The sequence below is a fragment of the Stenotrophomonas maltophilia group sp. Smal13 genome (genome assembly GCF_030236855.1).
GTDB classification, from domain to species: Bacteria; Pseudomonadota; Gammaproteobacteria; order Xanthomonadales; family Xanthomonadaceae; genus Stenotrophomonas; species Stenotrophomonas maltophilia_A.
This window is the reverse complement of the sequence record NZ_JASJSQ010000018.1, coordinates 52370-70445: the sequence shown is the minus strand read 5'-3', so window position 1 is coordinate 70445 and position 18076 is coordinate 52370. Positions and strand designations below refer to the sequence as shown.

General features: G+C 63.1%; 30 protein-coding genes. 15 read left to right on the top strand and 15 right to left on the bottom strand.

Annotated elements, in window-relative coordinates; translation table 11 throughout:
- Positions 1-732: 732 nt before the first annotated feature.
- Together QRO95_RS08770 and QRO95_RS08765 are read left to right on the top strand one after the other, a co-directional pair.
- A complete protein-coding gene (locus tag QRO95_RS08770) occupies positions 733-1758 on the top strand; it encodes a hypothetical protein (protein ID WP_285302330.1) in 1026 nt (341 codons plus the stop codon).
- Positions 1748-1981 carry a hypothetical protein gene (locus QRO95_RS08765; RefSeq protein WP_285302329.1) on the top strand — a complete coding sequence of 78 codons (234 nt, stop codon included), beginning with the start codon at positions 1748-1750 and terminating at the stop codon, positions 1979-1981. The genes QRO95_RS08770 and QRO95_RS08765 overlap by 11 nt, the downstream gene beginning before the upstream one ends.
- Before the next feature lie 142 nt (positions 1982-2123).
- Here QRO95_RS08765 and QRO95_RS08760 read toward each other — a convergent pair whose 3' ends face one another.
- Entirely contained in the window at positions 2124-3056 is a 933-nt protein-coding gene (locus tag QRO95_RS08760) for a hypothetical protein (RefSeq protein ID WP_285302328.1), read from the bottom strand.
- Positions 3057-3505: 449 nt separating this feature from the next.
- Here QRO95_RS08760 and QRO95_RS08755 point away from each other — a divergent pair, with 449 nt between their 5' ends.
- Positions 3506-4009 carry a hypothetical protein gene (locus QRO95_RS08755; protein WP_285302333.1) on the top strand — a complete coding sequence of 168 codons (504 nt, stop codon included), beginning with the start codon at positions 3506-3508 and terminating at the stop codon, positions 4007-4009.
- Between the two features lie 234 nt (positions 4010-4243).
- Here the strand turns inward: QRO95_RS08755 and QRO95_RS08750 are convergent, their stop codons facing one another.
- The 13 genes from QRO95_RS08750 to QRO95_RS08695 all read right to left on the bottom strand — a co-directional run bounded on the left by QRO95_RS08750 (position 4244) and on the right by QRO95_RS08695 (position 10237).
- Complete coding sequence (locus QRO95_RS08750; protein ID WP_285302331.1) at positions 4244-5296, bottom strand: tyrosine-type recombinase/integrase; 1053 nt, start codon at positions 5294-5296, stop codon at positions 4244-4246.
- On the bottom strand, positions 5296-5508 hold the full coding sequence (locus tag QRO95_RS25370) for a DUF4224 domain-containing protein (protein WP_223276989.1): 213 nt from the start codon (positions 5506-5508) through the stop codon (positions 5296-5298). Before QRO95_RS25370 ends, QRO95_RS08750 begins: the two co-directional genes overlap by 1 nt.
- Before the next feature lie 7 nt (positions 5509-5515).
- Complete coding sequence (locus QRO95_RS08745) at positions 5516-5806, bottom strand: hypothetical protein (RefSeq protein WP_285302327.1); 291 nt, start codon at positions 5804-5806, stop codon at positions 5516-5518.
- The gene (locus QRO95_RS08740) at positions 5803-6390 is read right to left on the bottom strand and encodes a hypothetical protein (RefSeq protein WP_285302325.1); all 588 of its coding nucleotides are present in this window, start codon (positions 6388-6390) and stop codon (positions 5803-5805) included. The genes QRO95_RS08745 and QRO95_RS08740 overlap by 4 nt, the downstream gene beginning before the upstream one ends.
- A complete protein-coding gene (locus QRO95_RS08735; protein ID WP_285302324.1) occupies positions 6387-7079 on the bottom strand; it encodes a hypothetical protein in 693 nt (230 codons plus the stop codon). Before QRO95_RS08735 ends, QRO95_RS08740 begins: the two co-directional genes overlap by 4 nt.
- Positions 7072-7332, bottom strand: a complete 261-nt coding sequence (locus QRO95_RS08730) for a hypothetical protein (protein ID WP_285302323.1) — start codon at positions 7330-7332, stop codon at positions 7072-7074. Before QRO95_RS08730 ends, QRO95_RS08735 begins: the two co-directional genes overlap by 8 nt.
- The gene (locus QRO95_RS08725) at positions 7329-8384 is read right to left on the bottom strand and encodes a hypothetical protein (RefSeq protein WP_285302322.1); all 1056 of its coding nucleotides are present in this window, start codon (positions 8382-8384) and stop codon (positions 7329-7331) included. Before QRO95_RS08725 ends, QRO95_RS08730 begins: the two co-directional genes overlap by 4 nt.
- A complete protein-coding gene (locus QRO95_RS08720) occupies positions 8381-8593 on the bottom strand; it encodes a hypothetical protein (RefSeq protein ID WP_285302321.1) in 213 nt (70 codons plus the stop codon). The genes QRO95_RS08725 and QRO95_RS08720 overlap by 4 nt, the downstream gene beginning before the upstream one ends.
- A 3-nt stretch (positions 8594-8596) precedes the next feature.
- The gene (locus tag QRO95_RS08715; RefSeq protein ID WP_285302320.1) at positions 8597-8980 is read right to left on the bottom strand and encodes a hypothetical protein; all 384 of its coding nucleotides are present in this window, start codon (positions 8978-8980) and stop codon (positions 8597-8599) included.
- A gap of 82 nt (positions 8981-9062) precedes the next feature.
- The gene (locus tag QRO95_RS08710) at positions 9063-9305 is read right to left on the bottom strand and encodes a hypothetical protein (protein ID WP_285302318.1); all 243 of its coding nucleotides are present in this window, start codon (positions 9303-9305) and stop codon (positions 9063-9065) included.
- A 115-nt stretch (positions 9306-9420) separates the two neighbouring features.
- On the bottom strand, positions 9421-9834 hold the full coding sequence (locus tag QRO95_RS08705) for a hypothetical protein (protein ID WP_285302317.1): 414 nt from the start codon (positions 9832-9834) through the stop codon (positions 9421-9423).
- Positions 9831-10046, bottom strand: coding sequence for a hypothetical protein (locus tag QRO95_RS08700; protein WP_285302316.1), 216 nt, complete (start codon positions 10044-10046; stop codon positions 9831-9833). The genes QRO95_RS08705 and QRO95_RS08700 overlap by 4 nt, the downstream gene beginning before the upstream one ends.
- Positions 10043-10237, bottom strand: coding sequence for a hypothetical protein (locus QRO95_RS08695; RefSeq protein WP_285302315.1), 195 nt, complete (start codon positions 10235-10237; stop codon positions 10043-10045). The genes QRO95_RS08700 and QRO95_RS08695 overlap by 4 nt, the downstream gene beginning before the upstream one ends.
- Before the next feature lie 534 nt (positions 10238-10771).
- On the opposite strand from QRO95_RS08695, the gene QRO95_RS08690 reads away from it, so the two are divergent.
- Complete coding sequence (locus QRO95_RS08690) at positions 10772-11140, top strand: hypothetical protein (protein ID WP_285302314.1); 369 nt, start codon at positions 10772-10774, stop codon at positions 11138-11140.
- A 50-nt stretch (positions 11141-11190) separates the two neighbouring features.
- Positions 11191-11352: a hypothetical protein gene (locus QRO95_RS08685; protein WP_181453937.1), complete on the top strand. Its 162-nt coding sequence runs from the start codon at positions 11191-11193 to the stop codon at positions 11350-11352.
- A gap of 93 nt (positions 11353-11445) precedes the next feature.
- On the opposite strand, the gene QRO95_RS08680 is transcribed toward QRO95_RS08685, so the two are convergent.
- Complete coding sequence (locus QRO95_RS08680; RefSeq protein ID WP_285302312.1) at positions 11446-12135, bottom strand: S24 family peptidase; 690 nt, start codon at positions 12133-12135, stop codon at positions 11446-11448.
- A gap of 73 nt (positions 12136-12208) precedes the next feature.
- Here QRO95_RS08680 and QRO95_RS08675 point away from each other — a divergent pair, with 73 nt between their 5' ends.
- The 10 genes from QRO95_RS08675 to QRO95_RS08630 all read left to right on the top strand — a co-directional run bounded on the left by QRO95_RS08675 (position 12209) and on the right by QRO95_RS08630 (position 18037).
- Entirely contained in the window at positions 12209-12640 is a 432-nt protein-coding gene (locus tag QRO95_RS08675; RefSeq protein WP_285302311.1) for a hypothetical protein, read from the top strand.
- A 75-nt stretch (positions 12641-12715) separates the two neighbouring features.
- Entirely contained in the window at positions 12716-13303 is a 588-nt protein-coding gene (locus tag QRO95_RS08670; protein ID WP_107432088.1) for a hypothetical protein, read from the top strand.
- Entirely contained in the window at positions 13300-13611 is a 312-nt protein-coding gene (locus QRO95_RS08665; protein WP_285302310.1) for a winged helix-turn-helix domain-containing protein, read from the top strand. The genes QRO95_RS08670 and QRO95_RS08665 overlap by 4 nt, the downstream gene beginning before the upstream one ends.
- A 1-nt stretch (position 13612) precedes the next feature.
- The gene (locus QRO95_RS08660; RefSeq protein WP_285302309.1) at positions 13613-14503 is read left to right on the top strand and encodes a helix-turn-helix domain-containing protein; all 891 of its coding nucleotides are present in this window, start codon (positions 13613-13615) and stop codon (positions 14501-14503) included.
- A 28-nt stretch (positions 14504-14531) separates the two neighbouring features.
- Complete coding sequence (locus QRO95_RS08655; protein WP_285302308.1) at positions 14532-15167, top strand: hypothetical protein; 636 nt, start codon at positions 14532-14534, stop codon at positions 15165-15167.
- Complete coding sequence (locus QRO95_RS08650; protein ID WP_032129812.1) at positions 15164-15358, top strand: hypothetical protein; 195 nt, start codon at positions 15164-15166, stop codon at positions 15356-15358. The genes QRO95_RS08655 and QRO95_RS08650 overlap by 4 nt, the downstream gene beginning before the upstream one ends.
- Positions 15358-15726: a Ref family recombination enhancement nuclease gene (locus QRO95_RS08645; RefSeq protein WP_032129813.1), complete on the top strand. Its 369-nt coding sequence runs from the start codon at positions 15358-15360 to the stop codon at positions 15724-15726. The genes QRO95_RS08650 and QRO95_RS08645 overlap by 1 nt, the downstream gene beginning before the upstream one ends.
- On the top strand, positions 15723-15926 hold the full coding sequence (locus QRO95_RS08640; protein ID WP_285302306.1) for a hypothetical protein: 204 nt from the start codon (positions 15723-15725) through the stop codon (positions 15924-15926). The genes QRO95_RS08645 and QRO95_RS08640 overlap by 4 nt, the downstream gene beginning before the upstream one ends.
- Positions 15923-16279: a Lar family restriction alleviation protein gene (locus tag QRO95_RS08635; protein WP_285302305.1), complete on the top strand. Its 357-nt coding sequence runs from the start codon at positions 15923-15925 to the stop codon at positions 16277-16279. The genes QRO95_RS08640 and QRO95_RS08635 overlap by 4 nt, the downstream gene beginning before the upstream one ends.
- 942 nt (positions 16280-17221) lie before the next feature.
- Positions 17222-18037 (top strand): hypothetical protein, encoded by an 816-nt coding sequence (locus tag QRO95_RS08630; protein ID WP_285302304.1) that lies wholly within the window; start codon positions 17222-17224, stop codon positions 18035-18037.
- Positions 18038-18076: the final 39 nt, after the last annotated feature.

Here is an 18076-nt window from a genome sequence, read left to right as displayed (position 1 = left end):
CCGGGGGGCGGTGGTTCTGTGCCGCTGAACTTGGGCGTCGAATGGGACGACAACCCCGTCGAGCCCGTGATTCGGGGTCTCTCAGCAGCGGCGAGCATGCAGTGGGGCCGGGCGCCGCTCAGACGCCTTCATGTCGCTATTGGCTGGGGCGCAGCTCTCGTTGTGCGGACCGATCGTCTCGTTCCATGGGGCGGGGCGAACCGAATCGATCAGCAGGCGAGTGTGGCCTGGGGTATCTCCCCACATTTGCTTGCTGGGTGGGCTCTGCGATGGGGCAAGAGTGCGGGCGTTGCGGCAGGCAGAACTTTGTCTTGGCAGAGCCTGCCTCGCGTCGCGCATTCGTTGTCGGTGGACTGGTACTCGTTTCTCCCCGCGCGTAGGGCGAGCAGTGATATCTCGTGGGCACAAGGCACTGCCACACAGGTGGGAACGAAGATCGTGTGGCACGGCGAACCAGATAGGGTGGCTGGGTCTTGGGCGAGCCGGTGGCGGAGTCTGAGGCAGGCGAGACGAATGCCCCGCCTCCCCTGGGGGCGTGCGAAGCCGTTGCCTTGGATCGTTCGGCCGCCGGTCAAGCCAGATCCCGACCCGGACCCCGAGCCGCAGTTTCCTCCGGGGCACTCAGTCCCCCTCAACTTGGGTTGCACGCTGATCGATGTACCTGGTTTGGCCCCGCTCAATCTCGGAACCTCGGCGTGCTACGTGGTGCGCCCTCAACGCAGGACCTATGTCGTGATCAACACCGTATCTCTTGTCCGCCTCCCTGATCGCGTCCCCATCGAGGTGACCCGGATCTCGCTTGGTGCCAGTCGCGGCACGTGGGGGTGGACGTTCGATATCGAGCTGGCAGATCCGCAGCAGCTCGCGTTGCTGAAGCCCACCACCGCCGGGCCCAGGCAGTTCGAGGTCAATCTCAATGGCTACGTCTGGACGGGGATCATCGAGAGCTTCCAGAAGCAAAGGGAATTCAATGGCGGCGGTGTTCGCTTGAGCGGTCGTTCCCGCACCGCCCTCCTGGCAGCGCCGTACGCGCCGGCTCGGGTCAAGGCCACCACGGAAGAACGCAGCATGGCGCAGCTGGTGGCAGAGGAGCTGGCCGATACCGGCTTCGCCAGCACATACGACACCGTCGACTGGAACGTGCCGGCAGGCGCTTGGTTCTACGACGCCAGCACGCCGCTGGACGCCATCAGCGCGCTCGCCGAAGCGAGTGGGGGGGTGGTCCAGTCGGACCCCGCCGCGCCCTCCATGCGCGTGCGGGCTGCCTATCCGGTCAGTCCGTGGGATTGGCGCACCACGCAGCCGGACCACGTACTGCAGGAGGACATTGTGCTGACTGAAAGCCTGCAGATGCGCAGTGCGCCGTTGTACGACGCGGTGGTGGTGACGGGGGAACTGGCAGGGAAGGGAGTCACGTGCAAGGTGCGCAAGTCGGGAGAGGAGGGGCGCCTTTACGCCCAGCAGGTCAGCAGCCCCTTGATCACCGTGCCGGCAGCCGGCGCGGAGCGGGGCAGGAACATCCTGTGCGATCGCGGAGAGCAGGCTGCCGTCGACCTGACTGTGCCGTTGTTCGCTCAGCCCCTCAAGGCCGGGGAAGTCGGGCTGGTACTGCCGCTGGATCTGGTTGAGGTGGTCGGTGCTGATGGCACGTGGCACGGCCAGTGCGAGTCGCTGCGGATCGAGGTGTCTGCCGACGACCGGGCGGTGGTGATTGAGCAGACAGCAACCCTGGAGAGGCACTACACCGATGCGGACTGACCTGTGGGATCAATTCGGTGACCTGGTCGGTGGCAGCCCGAGGCTGATCGCTACTGTGACCGCGCACAACTCCGATGGCACCAGCAGCCTGACCACCTATGACGGCGTGCAGATGCGCGCCTTCGGCCAACTCCAGCTGTCGACGCCGTACAACGTGTGGGTGCGTGGCGGCAGGTTGGTGGAAGCTGCTCCGAACCTGCCGCTCTATGAATTGACCGTCTAGTGAAATAGGGCGCTGTCCATATGCCGGCAAGCATCCAGGCAGCGCAACAATACAAGTGACCTCAGCACCCAGCATTGCCCTGTGCCCAAATGGCTTGCGTGGCGAGTTCCAATTTTCTTCAGTAGTCTGCGGATCTTATTGGCTATGCGGATGGGTTTTGTCGGTGGTTTCTGGGCTTTGGGGGATTGATTCTGGGCGATGTGTACGTCAATGGATTTTTCAGGCGATTTCCGCCACTGGAGATATGCGCCTTGATTGCCTCCGCGACTCTCTCGTCCGACATGGGGATGCCGGAGGTGCGTTTGAAGTCCCTCACGTTGTATCCCCAGAATTCCTGATACATGTGGTCGTGCACCCGCCATCGTCTGGTAAGGGCCGCGCGTGCAAAGAGCCCCGAATCGAAGAGTAGTCGACGCAGGTCGCCCTCATCTTCAAAGGCGAGGGCAAGCAGATAGAAGTACGAAACCTCAATGTGCGTAATCTGAGCGCAAACGAGGGCTCGATAGGGTGTGGGGTCCAGGTGGCTTGGTAGTCGGTCTACAAGATGTGAGAGCAGCGATTTCAGTGTCTCACTAAGTCGGCGCTGGCGATCAATCTCTACCGTCAGGATCTTGAAGTTTCTGAAGTACAGGTAGTCGAGCTGCTTTAGATCCTGGGGTGTGAGCTTTCCCGCGTGATAGCGGTCCTGTATGGGGTGTGGAATCAAATGTACCCCTTCATCCTTCATCGCCTTGTGGGTGCGATTCGTTGAGGCCTTGAGGAGATCTCGTCTGCGGAGGGTGCCTCTCGGATTGCTGATCTCATCCAGAGTCACTTGGTAAATATCGAGAAGATTATAGAGCGACTCTTCGAAGTGTCTCGTTGCCTCGCTCTTCTGCTGGGCCTCGATCTGCCTCTCTTGCTGGCGGATCTGATTCTGCTGAAGGATGAGAGTTACTACAAGTCCGCCGAAGCCCAGTCCAGTAAAAAGAGAGTTTAGGACGCCGAAGCTATCGCCAAATTGTCCGTGCTCACTTAGGTTGCTGCCATGCAATGGAATCAACCCTGCATAGAAAGCAAAGAAGATCCCCAACATCGTGGCTATCGGTAGTAGCCACCAGGTCTTACGATAGATCGTGACGAAAAAATCCCCGATTCCCCTTCTGCTCACGTATATCCCCTTCAACTATCCATTTATGGCATTCTGCATCGAGAAGCGATACTGCGGCGGAGTGCCGAAAAGTCGCAGCTCTGTATACAGGTGCTTGATCTGTCGATATCGGATTGTACTGTGGACGGCCGTTTCAACTGTCATCTGTCCGAAGCTGTCGCGCGCACCTTCGAGCGTGATGCGGGCGCCCCAAGGGAGCGAGGATTGCGAGAGCTGCCGTTCAGTTCGGCTGTGACGCCGAAGGCCACTTCCGGTCACGGCAAGTAGCCATCGCCTACGACCGGGAGCGCGGACCAGCCCTCCATAGGTACCGATTCAGTTAGGTGCTCGCCTCGTTCGCAGCATTTGCGACGGCCGGTCGTATCCTTTCGGCCATGATCTCCTCCACCTACCAAGGCTTCCGCACCGCGCCGATCCCGTCTGGTTGGGTCCAGACCGGGGAACGTTGGGATCTGTGGTGGAACGGACGCTCAGTCGCCAATATCACGCCGGCTCCCGGCCGTGGTGTCCGCCTTCACTTGGATGCGCGAAAGATCTTCGAGACCAAGAAGGCCTTTGCCGCCAGCGTGTCTCAGGGCAAGCGCTACGCCGAACGCTGGTGCGCCGCCAGGTTGTACTCCGACCTACCTCTGCGCGAGGCCGTTGCCCGTCTGACAGACAGCACCCCGATCCAGCCGCCGCCGCCACTTACTGGCCTGCCCCCGACCCGCGAGCAGCAGCAACAGGCCCGGCGCTTGGCCGAGGCCGGGGTGAGGGAGGTGGAGCGCATCAAGGCGGCGCTGGAGCCGCGCCGACCGCCGAAAGAGACCAAGCCCAGAGCGCAAGACCCGATGAAGGGGCGGCTGCGTCGGAGCATGGGCCAATACCCGCGTGTTTGACTGATTCGCTTCCGGAAAACTCGACCCCCCTCACCTTGTGGCGCAACGGTTTGGTCGGGCCAGTTCCAGAAATTAATTCAATGCAAGTCATTGATTTTTTGGCAGAGTAAGGCCGACTTTTAATCTTTTGGTCGAAGGTTCGAATCCTTCACGGCCCACCATTGCGACAGAAGGGTTTCGGAGCGATCCGGAGCCATTTTTGTTTTTCCGCAATCGCCGATCTTTTCCGCAAAATCACTTCGTCGGGGTTACGCGGTCGCCCTTGCGCTTTCGCGTATAGGTCTCGGTCATCACCACGGACGAATGACCCAACTGGCGCTGCGCCTGGCGAATGTCTGCCGCCGCGTCTGCCTTGTCGGTGCCTGCCTTGGCCCGCAGGTCCCGGAACTGGAACGCCCCCTTGGCAACGCCTGCACGTGCGCGCGCTGCATCGAATCGGCTTCGCAGTTGGCCCTTGCTCAGCGGCTGGCCATACTCATCCAGCAGCAGCGCCGTGTGCACGATCACCGTACCTTTCTGCTTGCCGCGGCGCTTGAATGTCCTGGCACCGAAGCGCACCAGCAGCTCGGCCAGCTCACCCTCGATGGCAATGCGCAGCTTGTGCTTGGTCTTGCTCTGGCTGATATGCAGGAAGCCATCCCGCACGTCTCGCCGATCCATGCTGAGAGCATCGGACGGGCGCTGGCCAGTCAGGTAGGCCAGATCCAGCGCATCGCGCAGCGGCTGATCTGCTGCATCCCACACTGCCCGGTATACGTCATCCTCGACGTACACATCGCGGCCCGCTTCGCCGTAACCACGCACGCCCTTGCAAGGGTTTTCCGCGTCGGTGAAGCCCCATTCCCTACACTTGTTCCACAGATGGCTGAGCAGCGCTTTCTCGCGGTTGGCGCTGACCATGGCCACCGTCCCGTTCTTCGTTCGCCAGTCCAGGTACTGCCGAACGTGAAGCGGCCGGATCTTCGCCAGCGGCGCTGGTGGATTGCAGAAGAATTCTTCCAGCTTCGCCAGTTCTGCCAGGTTGACCTTGGCCGTTGATGCGCGCTTCTTGGGGATAACCAACTGTTTGTAGCGAGCCGCTGCATCCCGGAAGGTCACGATTTCCGGAACAGCCGCTTCGGTCGCCATCAGCTCCGCCCATTTGCGAACGGCCTCCGGGTAGCTTTTACCCAGCGGAGTTTCTCGCCGCGGCTTACCGCCATGGTCGAAGAAGTAATACGTGGTTTTTCCCCGCGGCCGCTTCCGCATGTGCGGGATCGCGCCCGGATCCTTTGAACGTCGTCCCATTACGCAGCAGGCCTCAACGCGTTGCTTGACCACCCACCTTCTACATCAGGTGCTTTCTTCGCTGACCCATCGACGGCCGACCACATCACCACCGGCCAGCCGGCAGCGTTGATGGTATGGGGGATTCCGTTCCGGGCCAGATTCTGGATCTGCCGACGCTTGGTGTGTGCGCCTGTCAGCTCCGCCACATCGCCGTGCGCGCCAGGACGCATGATTTTGTCAGCCGTTGACACGGCGCACCTCCCGCGGCGAGCCCAGCAGTGGAAGCTGCAGCACATTCTCTGGCAAAGCCGGTTCCGCCTTGCGCGCGCTGCGCGCGGGACGGTTTAGCCTGCGCCATGCAGCAATGGCCGCGTCGGGCTCCGCGTGCTTGCTGGTCGACCTGCAGGCGCACTCGACCAGGTGGCCACCGCCGGCGGAGGCGCAGTGCTTGTCGTGGATGTGGCGCGCGCGGTGGCCGGCGGCGCAGTTCGGCAACCCTTCCGGGTGGCTGATATGTTCCTGGGTCATGGCTTGTTGCACTCCTCGATGTGGGCTTCGAGCTTTTCGATCAGGAAGGTGGCTTCGGTGGCCCTGCGGCGGCGTTCGTGCGTGCTGACCGGCGCGGGGCCGGCGTCCCGGATCCACTTCAGCGGCTCAAGGAGCCAGCTCGCCTCTACCGGGAGCCGGGTGCGCGGGTCGACTTTCTGGATCAGCGGCTCACAATCCGGCCCGGCCCAATCCTCGCTGTCGCCGCAGCGGACGCACACGCGCCCCCGGAATTCGTGCAGCTTCTCCGGTTGGATCACGCGCGGGGTTTCGAATAGGGCGCGGACAACGAGCCCACGCTGGTGGGCGGCGTAGACGTGCCCAGCGTCGGCTTGGACCCAGCAACCCGGGCTCACGTCCTTCTTGTTGCGATACTCCCAGCGGACAGGCTGCGCGGTGTAGAGCGCGGTCATCAGGGTATCCGCCCACGCGCGGACCTGGTTGGCGGCAACGGCGCCGCCGGCGGGATCGACACGCCGCATGGCGGCGACGACCGCAGCGACAGGCGACGATGCTTTGGTGGCCTCGACAACGGTGGCCGGGGAAATAGGCAGTGGTGCGGTCATACGAACAGGTCCAGTTGGGCCGGCAGTGCCGGCGGCGAGGGTGGGGCAGCGACGGCCAAAGGCGCGGGCCTCACGCGGATCAGGCACTCACCCTCGCCACGCATCTGCCACGGTCTGCCGGCGATGGGCACAAGGTCGTGGTAGCCACCACCACCGCCCACCCGGTCCTTGACCTTGACCTGGTAGTAGTCGCGGCCACCGAACTGCGTGTGGTGCCCGGCGCGTGGCTGCACCGAAACGACAGTGAAAATCGGGATCAAACGATGCCACTCACTGGCCCGCACTTCGTCTTCGTAGTGCCACGAGTCATCCAGATGGCGGTCCATCGAGAGAACCTGGTCACCCACCGCGAAAGGCTCCAGGCTATCGACATCGCCGTGTGCCGACTTGTGGACCGGAGGGAAAAAGTCGCGGATGGCGAAGAAAAGCCCGCGGCCGTTCGCGTCAGTGAATTCGGCAATGGGGAAGTAGGCAACGGCGATGCCGCCTTCCCGCAGCAGGTAGAAGGCGGTGCCGCACGTGGTCGGCCCAGCCGCCTCATGCTTCCGCAGCGACTGGCGCGACCAGCCGCTTTCCAGCAGGTCGAGGACGACACGCTCTGCGAGATCCATTCCGATCTCCCGATGCATCACGCGTTCGCGCTGGTCGAACACGTGGACCATTGCAGCGGTGAGCAGCTGGTCAGCCATATCCCTTCATCTCCATCGCCTCGCGCATCGCTGCGTCGAACTCGTCAGCGGTCAGCCCTGCCGAGTCGCCAGCGCCGCCTTGGACTGAATCAATGATCTGGTCGCAGTCAACGTCGGCCGGTTCGCAGCCATACTTCTCGATGCAGAACTCACACAGGGCCTTGTTTGCCCAGTAGAAGGCGTTGGCACCCTTGGTTGTAAGATTGATCAGGCGTTGCAGCTTCCGGCGCTCGGTTGCGCTGTCGATGCTCATTTGCCCACCGCCTTGCTGTCGATCAGGGCGCGTGCGTCAGCGAACTGCTGCGTCATTGCCCGGCCACTTGCAGCGACTTCCTCGCGGGAGTAGCCATCGACCGACGCACAGACGACGGCCAATCCCTCAGCGGCATCAAGCGCGGCGCGCACTGGGCCCAGGTCAACGACCTGCGCGGGCTTGTACTCCTCGGCCGCCTCGATGGCGTTCTGCCAGGGGCAGTTGGCGCTGCTGTGCTCGCCGATATCCACGCCAGTGATGGCTGCGATGTGGCCGGCCAGGTCGTCGGCTACTTCGTGGTAGCGGTCGCGCTGGTCAATGGCCTCGCCGAGTGCGCGATCCAAGCCATCCAGATAGACCTGTGCGGGCTGCTGCGCGGGCGGGGCGGTGTAGAGCTTGGTCCCGACGGGCAAGTTCGGCTTGATGATGTCGCTTGTGCCGTCGCTGCTGAACGTCTCTCGGGAAACCTCTGCCACCGGCTCCCCCACCGGCTGTCGGGCGGCCTTCTGGGTGCAGAATTCCGTTGCTTCGCCCAGAGCAACGCTATCCGGTTGCTTGGACGGCTGGCGGGCGGCGAGGGCGGTGTGGATCGCATTCCGTGCAGCGATCATGTCGAACTCGTCGCCTTCGCTTCCCGCTACATAGGCGTCGACCAGGATGCGATCAACCTCCGGCCAATAGTGGGATGCATCCCCCTGACCACCCGGGGAGGGCTGGGCGGCGTATAGGCTCGTGCCATCTGGAAGGTCGGACCTCAGGCCGAAATCCGTCCACGAGAGTGACCCGGAGTTGAAGCCCTTCCGCAGTACGGTAGCCACTGCCTGCTGATGGTCCGGGGAGGGCTGGGCGGAGAGGGCGGCTTGCCATGCTGCCCAGCACCAGTCGGTATTGAGGTCGGCATAATCACCCTTCATGCCGTCAGCTGAACATTTTGCGGTGTCCAATTCCCGCTCTTCGGCCCACGCCTCAAACCGCGCCCGCTCGGCCTGATCCCCCAGCCTCACCCTCCCACCGGGCCGCGCGTCCGCCAGCGTTGTCTTGTCGTTGCTCATGCCTGCATGTCCTTGCTGTTGGTGGAGCGCGCGCCGCGCGCCCTGGCTTCAAGTTGTTCGGCCATGCCGAGGTAGTAGGCGTGCCGTTCCAGACGGATCGATTCAGGGAAGTGGAAGTGCTTCAGCGACTCTTCCGCCTGCACGCGCCAGGCGGCTGCCTCGCGCGCTGGGTCGTCGTCGAAAATGTCCATCTGGACCGGCTTGGCCATGGGTCAGTGCTTGTCGACGGCGCGGTGACGGCTGTAGCCCATGCCTTCGATGGGGATCCCGCACCAGGTGAGGGTGGCGCCGGGGATCGGCTCGGGCTTCGCTTCGCGCCACGGCTGCTTCGAGCCAGCCTTGCGCGCCCGCATCCATGCCGCCTTGGCTTCATCGCGGTACGGCTTCTGCATGCGCGCGAGGATCCGGCGCACGCAGTGCTTCAGGTCTGAAGCCTGCAGGACGATGCGCGGTGGCCGCTGGCCCTTGGCGGTGGTATAGCCCTGAACGAACCCGGCGACCTGCTCACGGATCAGTTCAACCCGGGGCATTTCGCCGTTTTCCTTCTTGGAAAACTCGGGCTCGTGCTGGAAATCGACAACGACGGAATCGGTCATGGCGGATCTCTGGGGAATAGGTTGCCGGCTGTGTGGAAGTCCTGCCGGCGGGGGAGGCCGGATGCGCCGGCCGGGCGGTTGCTCAGTGGGTGTCGTCAGCGGCCAGCGGCGCGCGCTGCCGCTCGGCGGTGCGGCGCTGCATTTCGGCCTTGAAGGCTGGCCAGGTGGTCTGGAGGTCTTCCCAGCAGCGCCATGCGAAGAACACGGTGCCGATGGCGCAGGCGAGGGCGACGGGTTCGACCTGGTTGCGCAGTGCCCAAGGGAGCAGTGCGAGCAGCAGGCCGACCACGACGGCGCAGAAGAGGGGCAGGGCTAGGTGGCGCATTACTCGGGCTCCTGTTCGGCGGTGGGCTCGGCCGGCACCGGCACCGGCACCGGGCCGATGGGCGGGGCGATGGGCGGGATGCCGACGGCCATGGCGGCGAAGAAGTCGTGGTCAGTCATGCGGCTGCTCCTTCGGCGATGTGGCTATCGACCCATGCACGCATGCGCGTCCACCGCTGCTCCGGCGTTTCGTTGTCCCAGCGCCACTCGCCGTCGTTCTCGTGGACGATCTCCGCCGCCATCGCCTCGGCGATGCCAAACGCCTTGCTCACGGCCTCGCGGTCGTTGGGGTCGAGGCCGGTCATGTCCAAGCCGCGCTTGGCGCCGATCACCCCCAGCGTGCAGTGGCAGCCGGTGGTGTCCTGCAGCTGCTCGGCAATGAGGCGCCTTTCTGGCATCGCGTCGAGGGCGTCGCGCAGCTCGATCAGGAACTGCTGCCCGCGCTTCCCGCGCAAGGCGGAAGAAACCGCGCCGCGCCAGCAGATCAGCGGCCAGGTGTCGCAGTCGTCGCTGTATCCGCTGCGGCTCATGCAGCACCCGCCTGTGCACGCGCTGCGCGGCGGGCGGCGGCGACTGCGCCTGCAGCGCTCTGGCCGTGCCGCAGTACGGCATTGGCGGCGATGCTGGCGGCGATGACGACCTGGTAGGGGAGGAGGCCCCAGCGGCGCCCGGCGCGGGCGACGATGCCTGCGGCTGCAGCGGCGCGCTGAGCGTTGGAGTGGTGGGCGAGGGCGGCGCTCATGCGGCGGCGTCCTGCTTCGCGGCGCGCAGCGCCTGGGCGCTCTGCAGCAGTTGCTGCGCGAGCTGCTCGGCTTCGCTGGCATCCATTTGGACACTGACGTTGCCGAACTGAGCTTTCACCGTACCCAGCAGCGGCAGCGCGAAGGCTGCTGGCGTGAGGTCCTTGAAGAAGCCAAGGGCGAGGGTGGCCATGCGTGATCTCCTGCGCCCGGCCCCGGGATGGGGTGGTGTTGGGCGACCGGGCTAGATTAGGAGTGGCTAATCATCCAGGCAATAGGAGTGGCTAATATTTTTCTGAATGGAGTACCTAACGTCTGGGCCTGCGCGGGCCGGATCAGCGACCACCCCTGCAAGTGATACGGCTGAGCCAGGCTGGGACACTAACGCAGGGTCACCGAAAGATGAGTTGGCAACGGACTATGAACGAACGTGTTTAACGTTAAAACTTTCGCCCCCGATGAGGGGTCTACCTAGCATCTAGACCATCCTGGGAGCCATGAGGCCTTGTGCCGCAAGGGCTTCTAAAGATCTTGCGAGATGTGCCGAAGATTTGTGGACACGAGAAATCTGAACGAAATTTGCGAACATGCCGTTTTGTCAACCGTTGACGCGTAGAACAGTTGTGCTAACGGGTGCTTCGCACTTACAATCCCGCAACTTGACTTAGGCCGCGGATCGGTCAGCACGACCAGTCAGCCTTCGTCTCAACGGGGGATCCATAAGGAAATGAATGCTTTGGTCATAAGCTCCGAGCAAGAAGAGCTGGAAATTTTGGTCAGCGGGATTTGGAACGACTGCATTGGCTCTATCAATGACGTCCTTGCTGGTCACCGCTACTTTGGGTTCACGCACTTTGCGACGTATGCGGACCCTTCAATTGCAGATATTGTGAACAGCATCCGGCTTATTGACGCGGCGTTGAACACGATGTTGGATACTGATACCGAGCTTCTGTCTTTTGAATGTCGCAAGACGCTGGAAAACTGCCAGCAGAGCATGCACCTCATCCGCCGTGTGCACATGGCTCTGAAGTTCGACAACCAGGCGGAATACGATGAAGCTGTCGCAAAGCTGAGCTCTCAACGCCAGCACTGATAGTTGTCTCGATCACCTACCGATAGATAAGACCCTCCCTGGAGCTACGTATGAATGCTGATGCCATGAAATTTGATCTTCACGCCTTGGCTGCGCCCAAGTCGCGCGCCGATCTGATCGCTCTGGCCAGCGAAGTGCGCGCTGAGTTCGCCAACATCCGCGCGCGCATGGCAGATATCCTGGCCAATGAGCAGGCGAAAGCAGCTGCGTAATCGCAGGTGCTTGTGGTGAACGGAAAAAGCCCCGCTTCGGCGGGGCTTTTTTGTTGTCCCAAATTGGGTCAGTAGTGGGAATTTCCTCGCTACTTAGAACTTCCGCAGACCTGCGTGGATCAGCGCCTTACCCAGGATGCTTACATCGCCAGGATCTGGCCTATACGCCGGGAAGTCAGTGTTGACGCTGACCACGTAGAGACCGTCTCCGCGCTTCTGCAGCATCTTGATCTGCGTCTCGCCCCCGATGTTGATCAGGTAGTAGTCGTCGCCGTCGAAGTAGTCGCAGCTGGTGTCGATCCAGACAATGTCGCCGTCTTCGAGCTTGGGCCGCATCGACGGCCCGCGGCCGGTGATGATCTGGATCCTGCCTGGCTTGGGTAGGTAACCGAGCTTCCTGCGAACTTCCCATTCTGCGACCTCGATGGTCTTCACCACCTCTGGGTAGTCCTGGTTGACCATCCCTGCACCCATCCCTGCACCCCCTTCAAACAAGTCGAAGCGAACATAGCCGGGCGGCGTCTCAATCTCTCGGACTGGCGAGATCCATTCAATCGGATCCGTGCCGGATTGCATCTGTCCCTTGCCAGTGGCCAGCCACGTCTCGTTCACGCCTAGGGCCTTGGCGGCGGCCAGCAGGTTCTCGCCGCGGAGGAATTTTGCTTTGCCGCTGAACCAGCCGTTGACACTGGGCGCGGAGATCCCGACACGGCGGGCAAGTTCCGCCTTGGTCAGCTGGGCGTGCTCGATTGCGAGCGTCAAACGTTCGGCAAGAGTAGTCATTAGGAAAGGCTAACGACAATTGAATTAGGACTGGCTATTGACTGAAGCATTAGCTAGTCCTAATCTTGGCGGCATGGACAACCTTACTGCTTCCGAGATCATCGACCGCTTGGGTGGCACCACCGAGGTGGCCCGCATCTGCCGCATCAAGCCGCCGTCCGTCAGTGAGTGGCGTGCCAGTGGAATCCCTCCAGCGCGCAGGCAGTTCCTCGAATTGCTGCGGCCGGAAGTCTTTGTGGGGTCCAGCATTGCAGCAGTCCGCCAGCTGGTTGACAGCCGCATGAGTAAGCGCGCGCTGCGCGCCAAGCTCGGTATGGCCAGCGACAAACACCTGGCCACCTTGCTGCAGCTCCCTCTCGAAGAGGTCGCGGCATGGCCAGAGGAGGGCGTTCTGCCCGCCTTGCCGCAGATACAGCGCTTGCTCGGCGCTGAGCCCCAGGCCGCTGCTGAGCCCGCGAACGATGATCCCGACGCGAATCGCATCGCCCCGGTCGACACCGCCTGAAAGGCCATCCCTGGCCGTCGTCCCTGAGTTGTTGATCTCCATGGCGCCATCGTGCGCCACCCCTGAGAGCCTGTCATGAAGCCCAAGCCCCATTTCCTGCCCAAGCGCCAGACGGTGATCTACGGATTCACCGAGCAGATGCTGCGCGATACCGGCACCAACCGCCGGAGCTTCGCCATGGTGGTGGCCGACCAGTACCTGTCGATGTATGCGCAGGACGACCGCGAAGTGCCGTTCCGCATCACCCTCGGTGGGGAAGGGGACGGCGATGCCGACAAGAAGCACAACGGCCAGATCCTCGGCCGCTACCTCGACGGCGTGGTCAAGACGCTGCCGGCCGATCTCGAAGATGCCTGGGTGATGAGCCTGCCGGAGCCGTACCGCAGCAACTGTGAGCGCGCGCTGGGGCGCCGTCGCGGCATCCTGCCGATCCGCATGGACGCCATCGAAACGTCCGCCGATACCGTAGGCGTTGGGCAGTTGATGAAGGACTTTGGCGACCTCTGCGCGGCGGTCAGCCCCGCAGTCGCCGATGGCGTGATTGATGAGAAGGACCGCCCCCACGGTCAGAAGATCATCAACGAAACCGACGACCTGGTCATCAGCGCACTGACGTTCCGCAAGGCGGTGATTCGCGCCATGGGACTGGAGACCGCCCGATGAGCCATCTGGCCCGTTCCACCGATCCCAGTGGCAGCCATGTAGCCGCTGCTGACCTTGTCGCCACCGGGGCGCTGCGCGTCCAGCACGCCAAGACAGAGGCCGTTGTGACCCGCCATCCCGGCCACAGCAGTCTGCATCTCTCGGTATTGACCGGCCTGGACCGCCACATGCTGGGCCGCCGTCTGCCTGAGTTGGCCCGAGAGGGGCGCATCTGGCGTGGGCCGACCGCTCCGTGCGCCACCACCGGCAAGCCTGCGTGCACCTGGTGGCCGGTGGCGCCGGGCGAAAACATGACGCTGGGGCTCTGACATGTCGACCATCATCATGTCGCAGTGCTGGCCGCTGCAGGGCCTGAGCGTGACGCAGAAGGCTGTGCTGATCTCGCTGGCTGACCAAGCGAACGACGACGGCGTGTGCTGGCCGGCGGTCGGCACCATCGCCGCGCGCTGCTGCATGTCGGCGCGCGCTGTGCGCAGCGCCATGGATCACCTGGAGGCCGTAGGCCTGCTGGCGCGCGATCGCCGGTTCAACAGCAGCACGGTCTATTCGGTTACGCCGGCCAAATTCAACGCTGCAGCTGCGCCGTCCAAGGGCACCCGCAAGACTGGAAAGAACGGTACTGCACCGGGCGCAGGTGCTGCGCCCCATGCAGGGGGTGCGCCCGGTGCAGGTGGGGATGCGCCCGCTGCAGGAGGGGATGCACCGGGCGCAGGTCTGGAGGTGCGCCCCGTGCCGCCTAACCGTCATATAACCCCCATTGAACCGTCAGATGAACCGCCAATTGCGCCGCCGGTGGCGACGCCGCCGACGAAGGCGGAGCTGGAGGAGCAGATGCAGCTGGCCTGCAAGGCGACGTGGGCCGCCTACCGGGCTGCCTACCGTATCCGCCACGGTGTGGACCCTGTTCGCAACGCCAAGGTCAACACCAACGTTCGGGATCTGGTGAAGCGGCTGGGCCGGGAAGAGGCGCCGCAGGTGGCGGGCTGGTTCCTGAGCGTCAACGAGAACTACGCCGTGAAGCGGATGCACGACCTGGGCGTGCTGCTGGCCGGGGCCGAGGCGTACCGCACGCAGTGGGCGACCGGGCGGCAGGTGACCGACACCAGCGCCCGGCAGCAGGACCAGACGCAGGCCAATGCCAACGCGGCCGACGACGCCAAGGCGCTGCTGCGCCGCTTGAAGGGGAACGCGAATGCTTAGTGATGCTGATCAGGACAGGCTGGTCGAAATGCTGGTGGCCACGGCCGAGGTGATGGGCGAGCAGATCCGCCCGGCCGCTGCCGCTTACATGGTCACCGATCTGGCGACCTATCCGCTGCAGGTGCTGGCCAACGCGCTGACTGCCTGCCGCCGAGAGGTGAAAGGCAAGCTCAGCCTCGCCGCGATCATGGAGCGCATCGACGACGGACACCCGGCACCCAACGAAGCTTGGGCCGTGGCCATCCGCGCCGCTGACGAGGCGGTGACGCTGGTGTGGACCGTGCAGACCCGGGACGCATGGACCGCGGCGCTGCCGCTGGTGGAGGCCGGCGACAAGATCGCAGGCCGGGCTGCATTCCTGGAGGTCTATACCCGGTTGGTGAAGGAGGCGCGCGCTGTAGGCGGCTGTGCCGTCTACCAGCCGTCGCTGGGCCATGACTCCGGCGCACGGGACGCAGCGCTGCAGCAAGCGGTGGCAGCCGGCCGCCTGGCGCACGAGCAGGTCGCTGATTACCTGTCGCTGCCACCGGCCACGCCCGCGTTCAATCCGATTGCGCTACTGGCTGGCCGAGTGGAGACGAGTCCGCAAGCGAGCGAGCGCGCCCGGAAGCGGCTGGCCGAGATCGCAGAGCTGCTCGGTTCCGCTCAGGACGCCGCGGCATGAGGGAGGACCACGTCGAACTGGAGGTGCGCCCGGTGTCCGAGCCAGTAGCGGTGGCAGGCTGGTATCTGGCCTATGGGTACGGGATCAAGCCGCTGGTGCTGTACGCCACCCGTGGCACCCGGGTGTGGCGCGATGGGATGCGCCAGATCCCGATCACCCGCTATGCCGGCCCGATCCCGGAGCTGCGCTGATGTGGTCGAAAGCACCACCGCCGAACAAGGAAGAGTCGGCCCGCATCGAATTGGCCAAGACCGGCCCGTGCATGGCCTGCCTGGCGCTGCAGATGCAGGGCCTGCTGGAGCCGGAGCTGGTGGTCTATGGCTGCGACTACAACCACGCCAAGAGCGGGAACGTGCGGCGGGGCCACGCGGAGGGCTATGGCCTCTGCAAGTGGCATCACATGCGGTATCCGCTGGAGGGGAACACCTTCGCGACGATGCGCCAGATCTACGGCCCGAGCCTGATGGATGGCTCGCGGACCTTCCACGAGACGTACGGCTCCGACGACGAGCTGATTGCAAACCAGACCTGCGTGAACGAATTGAGGGCGGCAGCATGAAGAAGACGAAGGCCATGGCGCCGAGGATCAACCCCCAGCGTGTCCCACGTGAGCGGCGGATGGACCACAACACCGTTTCCCGACCCAAGCGGCTGAAACCGGCGAAGAACGCGACCGGCCCGGCCGAGACGGTGGAGCAGTTCAAGGCGCGTGGTGGGCAGGTTCAGCGCCTGACGGCAAGCTGGGAGCAGCGAGCATGACCGCCGCCGCGTTGAAGCCGTGTCCGTTCTGCGGCGGCGTAGCCAAGCTGGAAACCTTCAATGAGGAGCACTCGATCTTCGGAGATGTTCCGTGGTTGCGCATGCGCTGCAGCTTCTGCCAAGTGCTGGAGCCTCAGCTTGCAGAGGGGCCAGAGATCGACCTGGCCATCGCGTGGAACACTCGCGTTCCAGTGGCACAGGCCTGGCAGCTGATCGCTGGAGCACCCCAGGACGGCACGCGGCTGATGCTGTGGGACTCGGTGAGCAGGCGGCCGGTGTTCGGGAGCTGGCGCGGGGACAACCCGGCGATCACGCACTATGCGGCCGAGCCGGCTGGTCCCGCGGCGGTCTGATGAACGCAACCAAGAATCCGGCGCGATCGCGCGCTGCACGAGCAAACCACCAAGGGGAAGGCGCATGAGGACGAGCAAGGCACGCGAACTGTTGGCAAGCCGGATGGGCCCGACGGCGACGAAGTTAGACGTTGCCGGTGGCGGCGGTAGCGGACGGCCGGATCTGACTGCTCAGGACATTGCTGCGGCGCTCGGAATGGTGCCCCCAGGCCTGGGACGAGAATTGCTTGAGACATGCTACTGGCCGGATTCATGCAGGGGATCGATGAGGCTGAGAGACGAGGTCGTTGCGCTCGTGGTTCCTGAGTTCAAACGACAGCTGCAAGAGCTCGCTGATGCACGTACGGACTTCGGACTTGCCGAAGTATGTGTTGGCTGGGTCGGCCGTACGACTCTGGAACAGAGGCAGTATCGAGAACGCTGCCGAGATCGTCTTGAGTCTCTCAAAAAGAAATGTTGGCCGGTATCAACCTTGGAGTCTCTCCCTACCTTGGCCGGAGCCATCGTGCAGGAATTGACCTCAAAGGGGGCGTGCAGAAGCTGTGGTGGCGTCGGGAAGCGCGTAGCGGGAGAGCATCTTCTCGTCTGTCCAGAGTGCGGAGGTGAGGGTGTTGCCGAGGTGAGTGACAGACAGCGAGCTGCACTGATCGGACGAGATGAATCGACGTACCGCGCCAAGTGGAGAGTCGTGTACGAGTGGATGTTCGATCGGATGAGTGCTGCCGAAGCGACAGCGGCAGATCAGCTTGCGCGCGCGCTGAGCAGACATGCGGCCTAGCCCAAAACCACGGGATTGAGCCTCCCGCAGGGTGACAACTAGATTTCCTAGCATCGCGAGGATCACTTCATTAGATCCAAGTTCACGCACTGATCGCGATAGGTGCAGACGAGCCCCGGCCTTTGGTCGGGGCTCTTTCGTTTCCAAAACTAGGAGCTCACTACATGAACACGAACATCCGCCCGTTTGGCGATCAGATCCCGACCCTACCTCCCGTTCCCGCTCTGCCGCCGCCGAAGATGGAGAACATCGGTGGCTCGATGGCGAGCCTCTTTGTCACGGCAATGGAGGGGTACAAGGGCGACTTCAATGGCGATGGTCTTCAGCTCTCGGAAGGGCCGATTGAGCCCGATGATGAAGTTCCGTCCGATCCGGAGCGAGATGCCGCTGAGGCAAAGCTCCGAAACAGTGCCGAGTTCCAGAAGCTGCCTCGCACAGTACGGGATACGGCCTTCATGAGTCGCAAGGAGGCGATTAGCTGGGCCAAAGCGCTGGACAACGGTCTCAAGATCCAAGTGGTGGCAAACACTCAGAGTGGCAATGCAGCGACCTATGATCCCAGTACGAAGACGATCTATCTGAAACAGTCATATGTCGACGCAGCGAGCGGCGAAGAGTATTACGGGTACAACAGCGGATTGTTGCTGGGCAGTCTAGTTCACGAGCTGGGACACCACCTGACCTTGGGCCAGATCTCTGTAGATCCGACGACCAGGGCAAATTACATCGATGGGAATCTCACAATCGAAGCCGCCGCCATCGTCAACAACCTGATTACATACCATCTGCTCGGCCATCAGGGATACGACGTGTTCGTGGGAGGTGGCAACGTCAACAACGTGTTCTTCACCTTCTACGAGCAGTTCATCGGTGACAACAACATCGACTCGCTCATCAACAAGATTAAGTCGCAGCTGCTGATCAACGGCACCTATCCCGACTACTACGGCCAGTACTGGGATCAGTACCTCAAGCCCTAAGTGCGAAACGCGTGCGGGATAGCTAGTCCCGCACCTTCT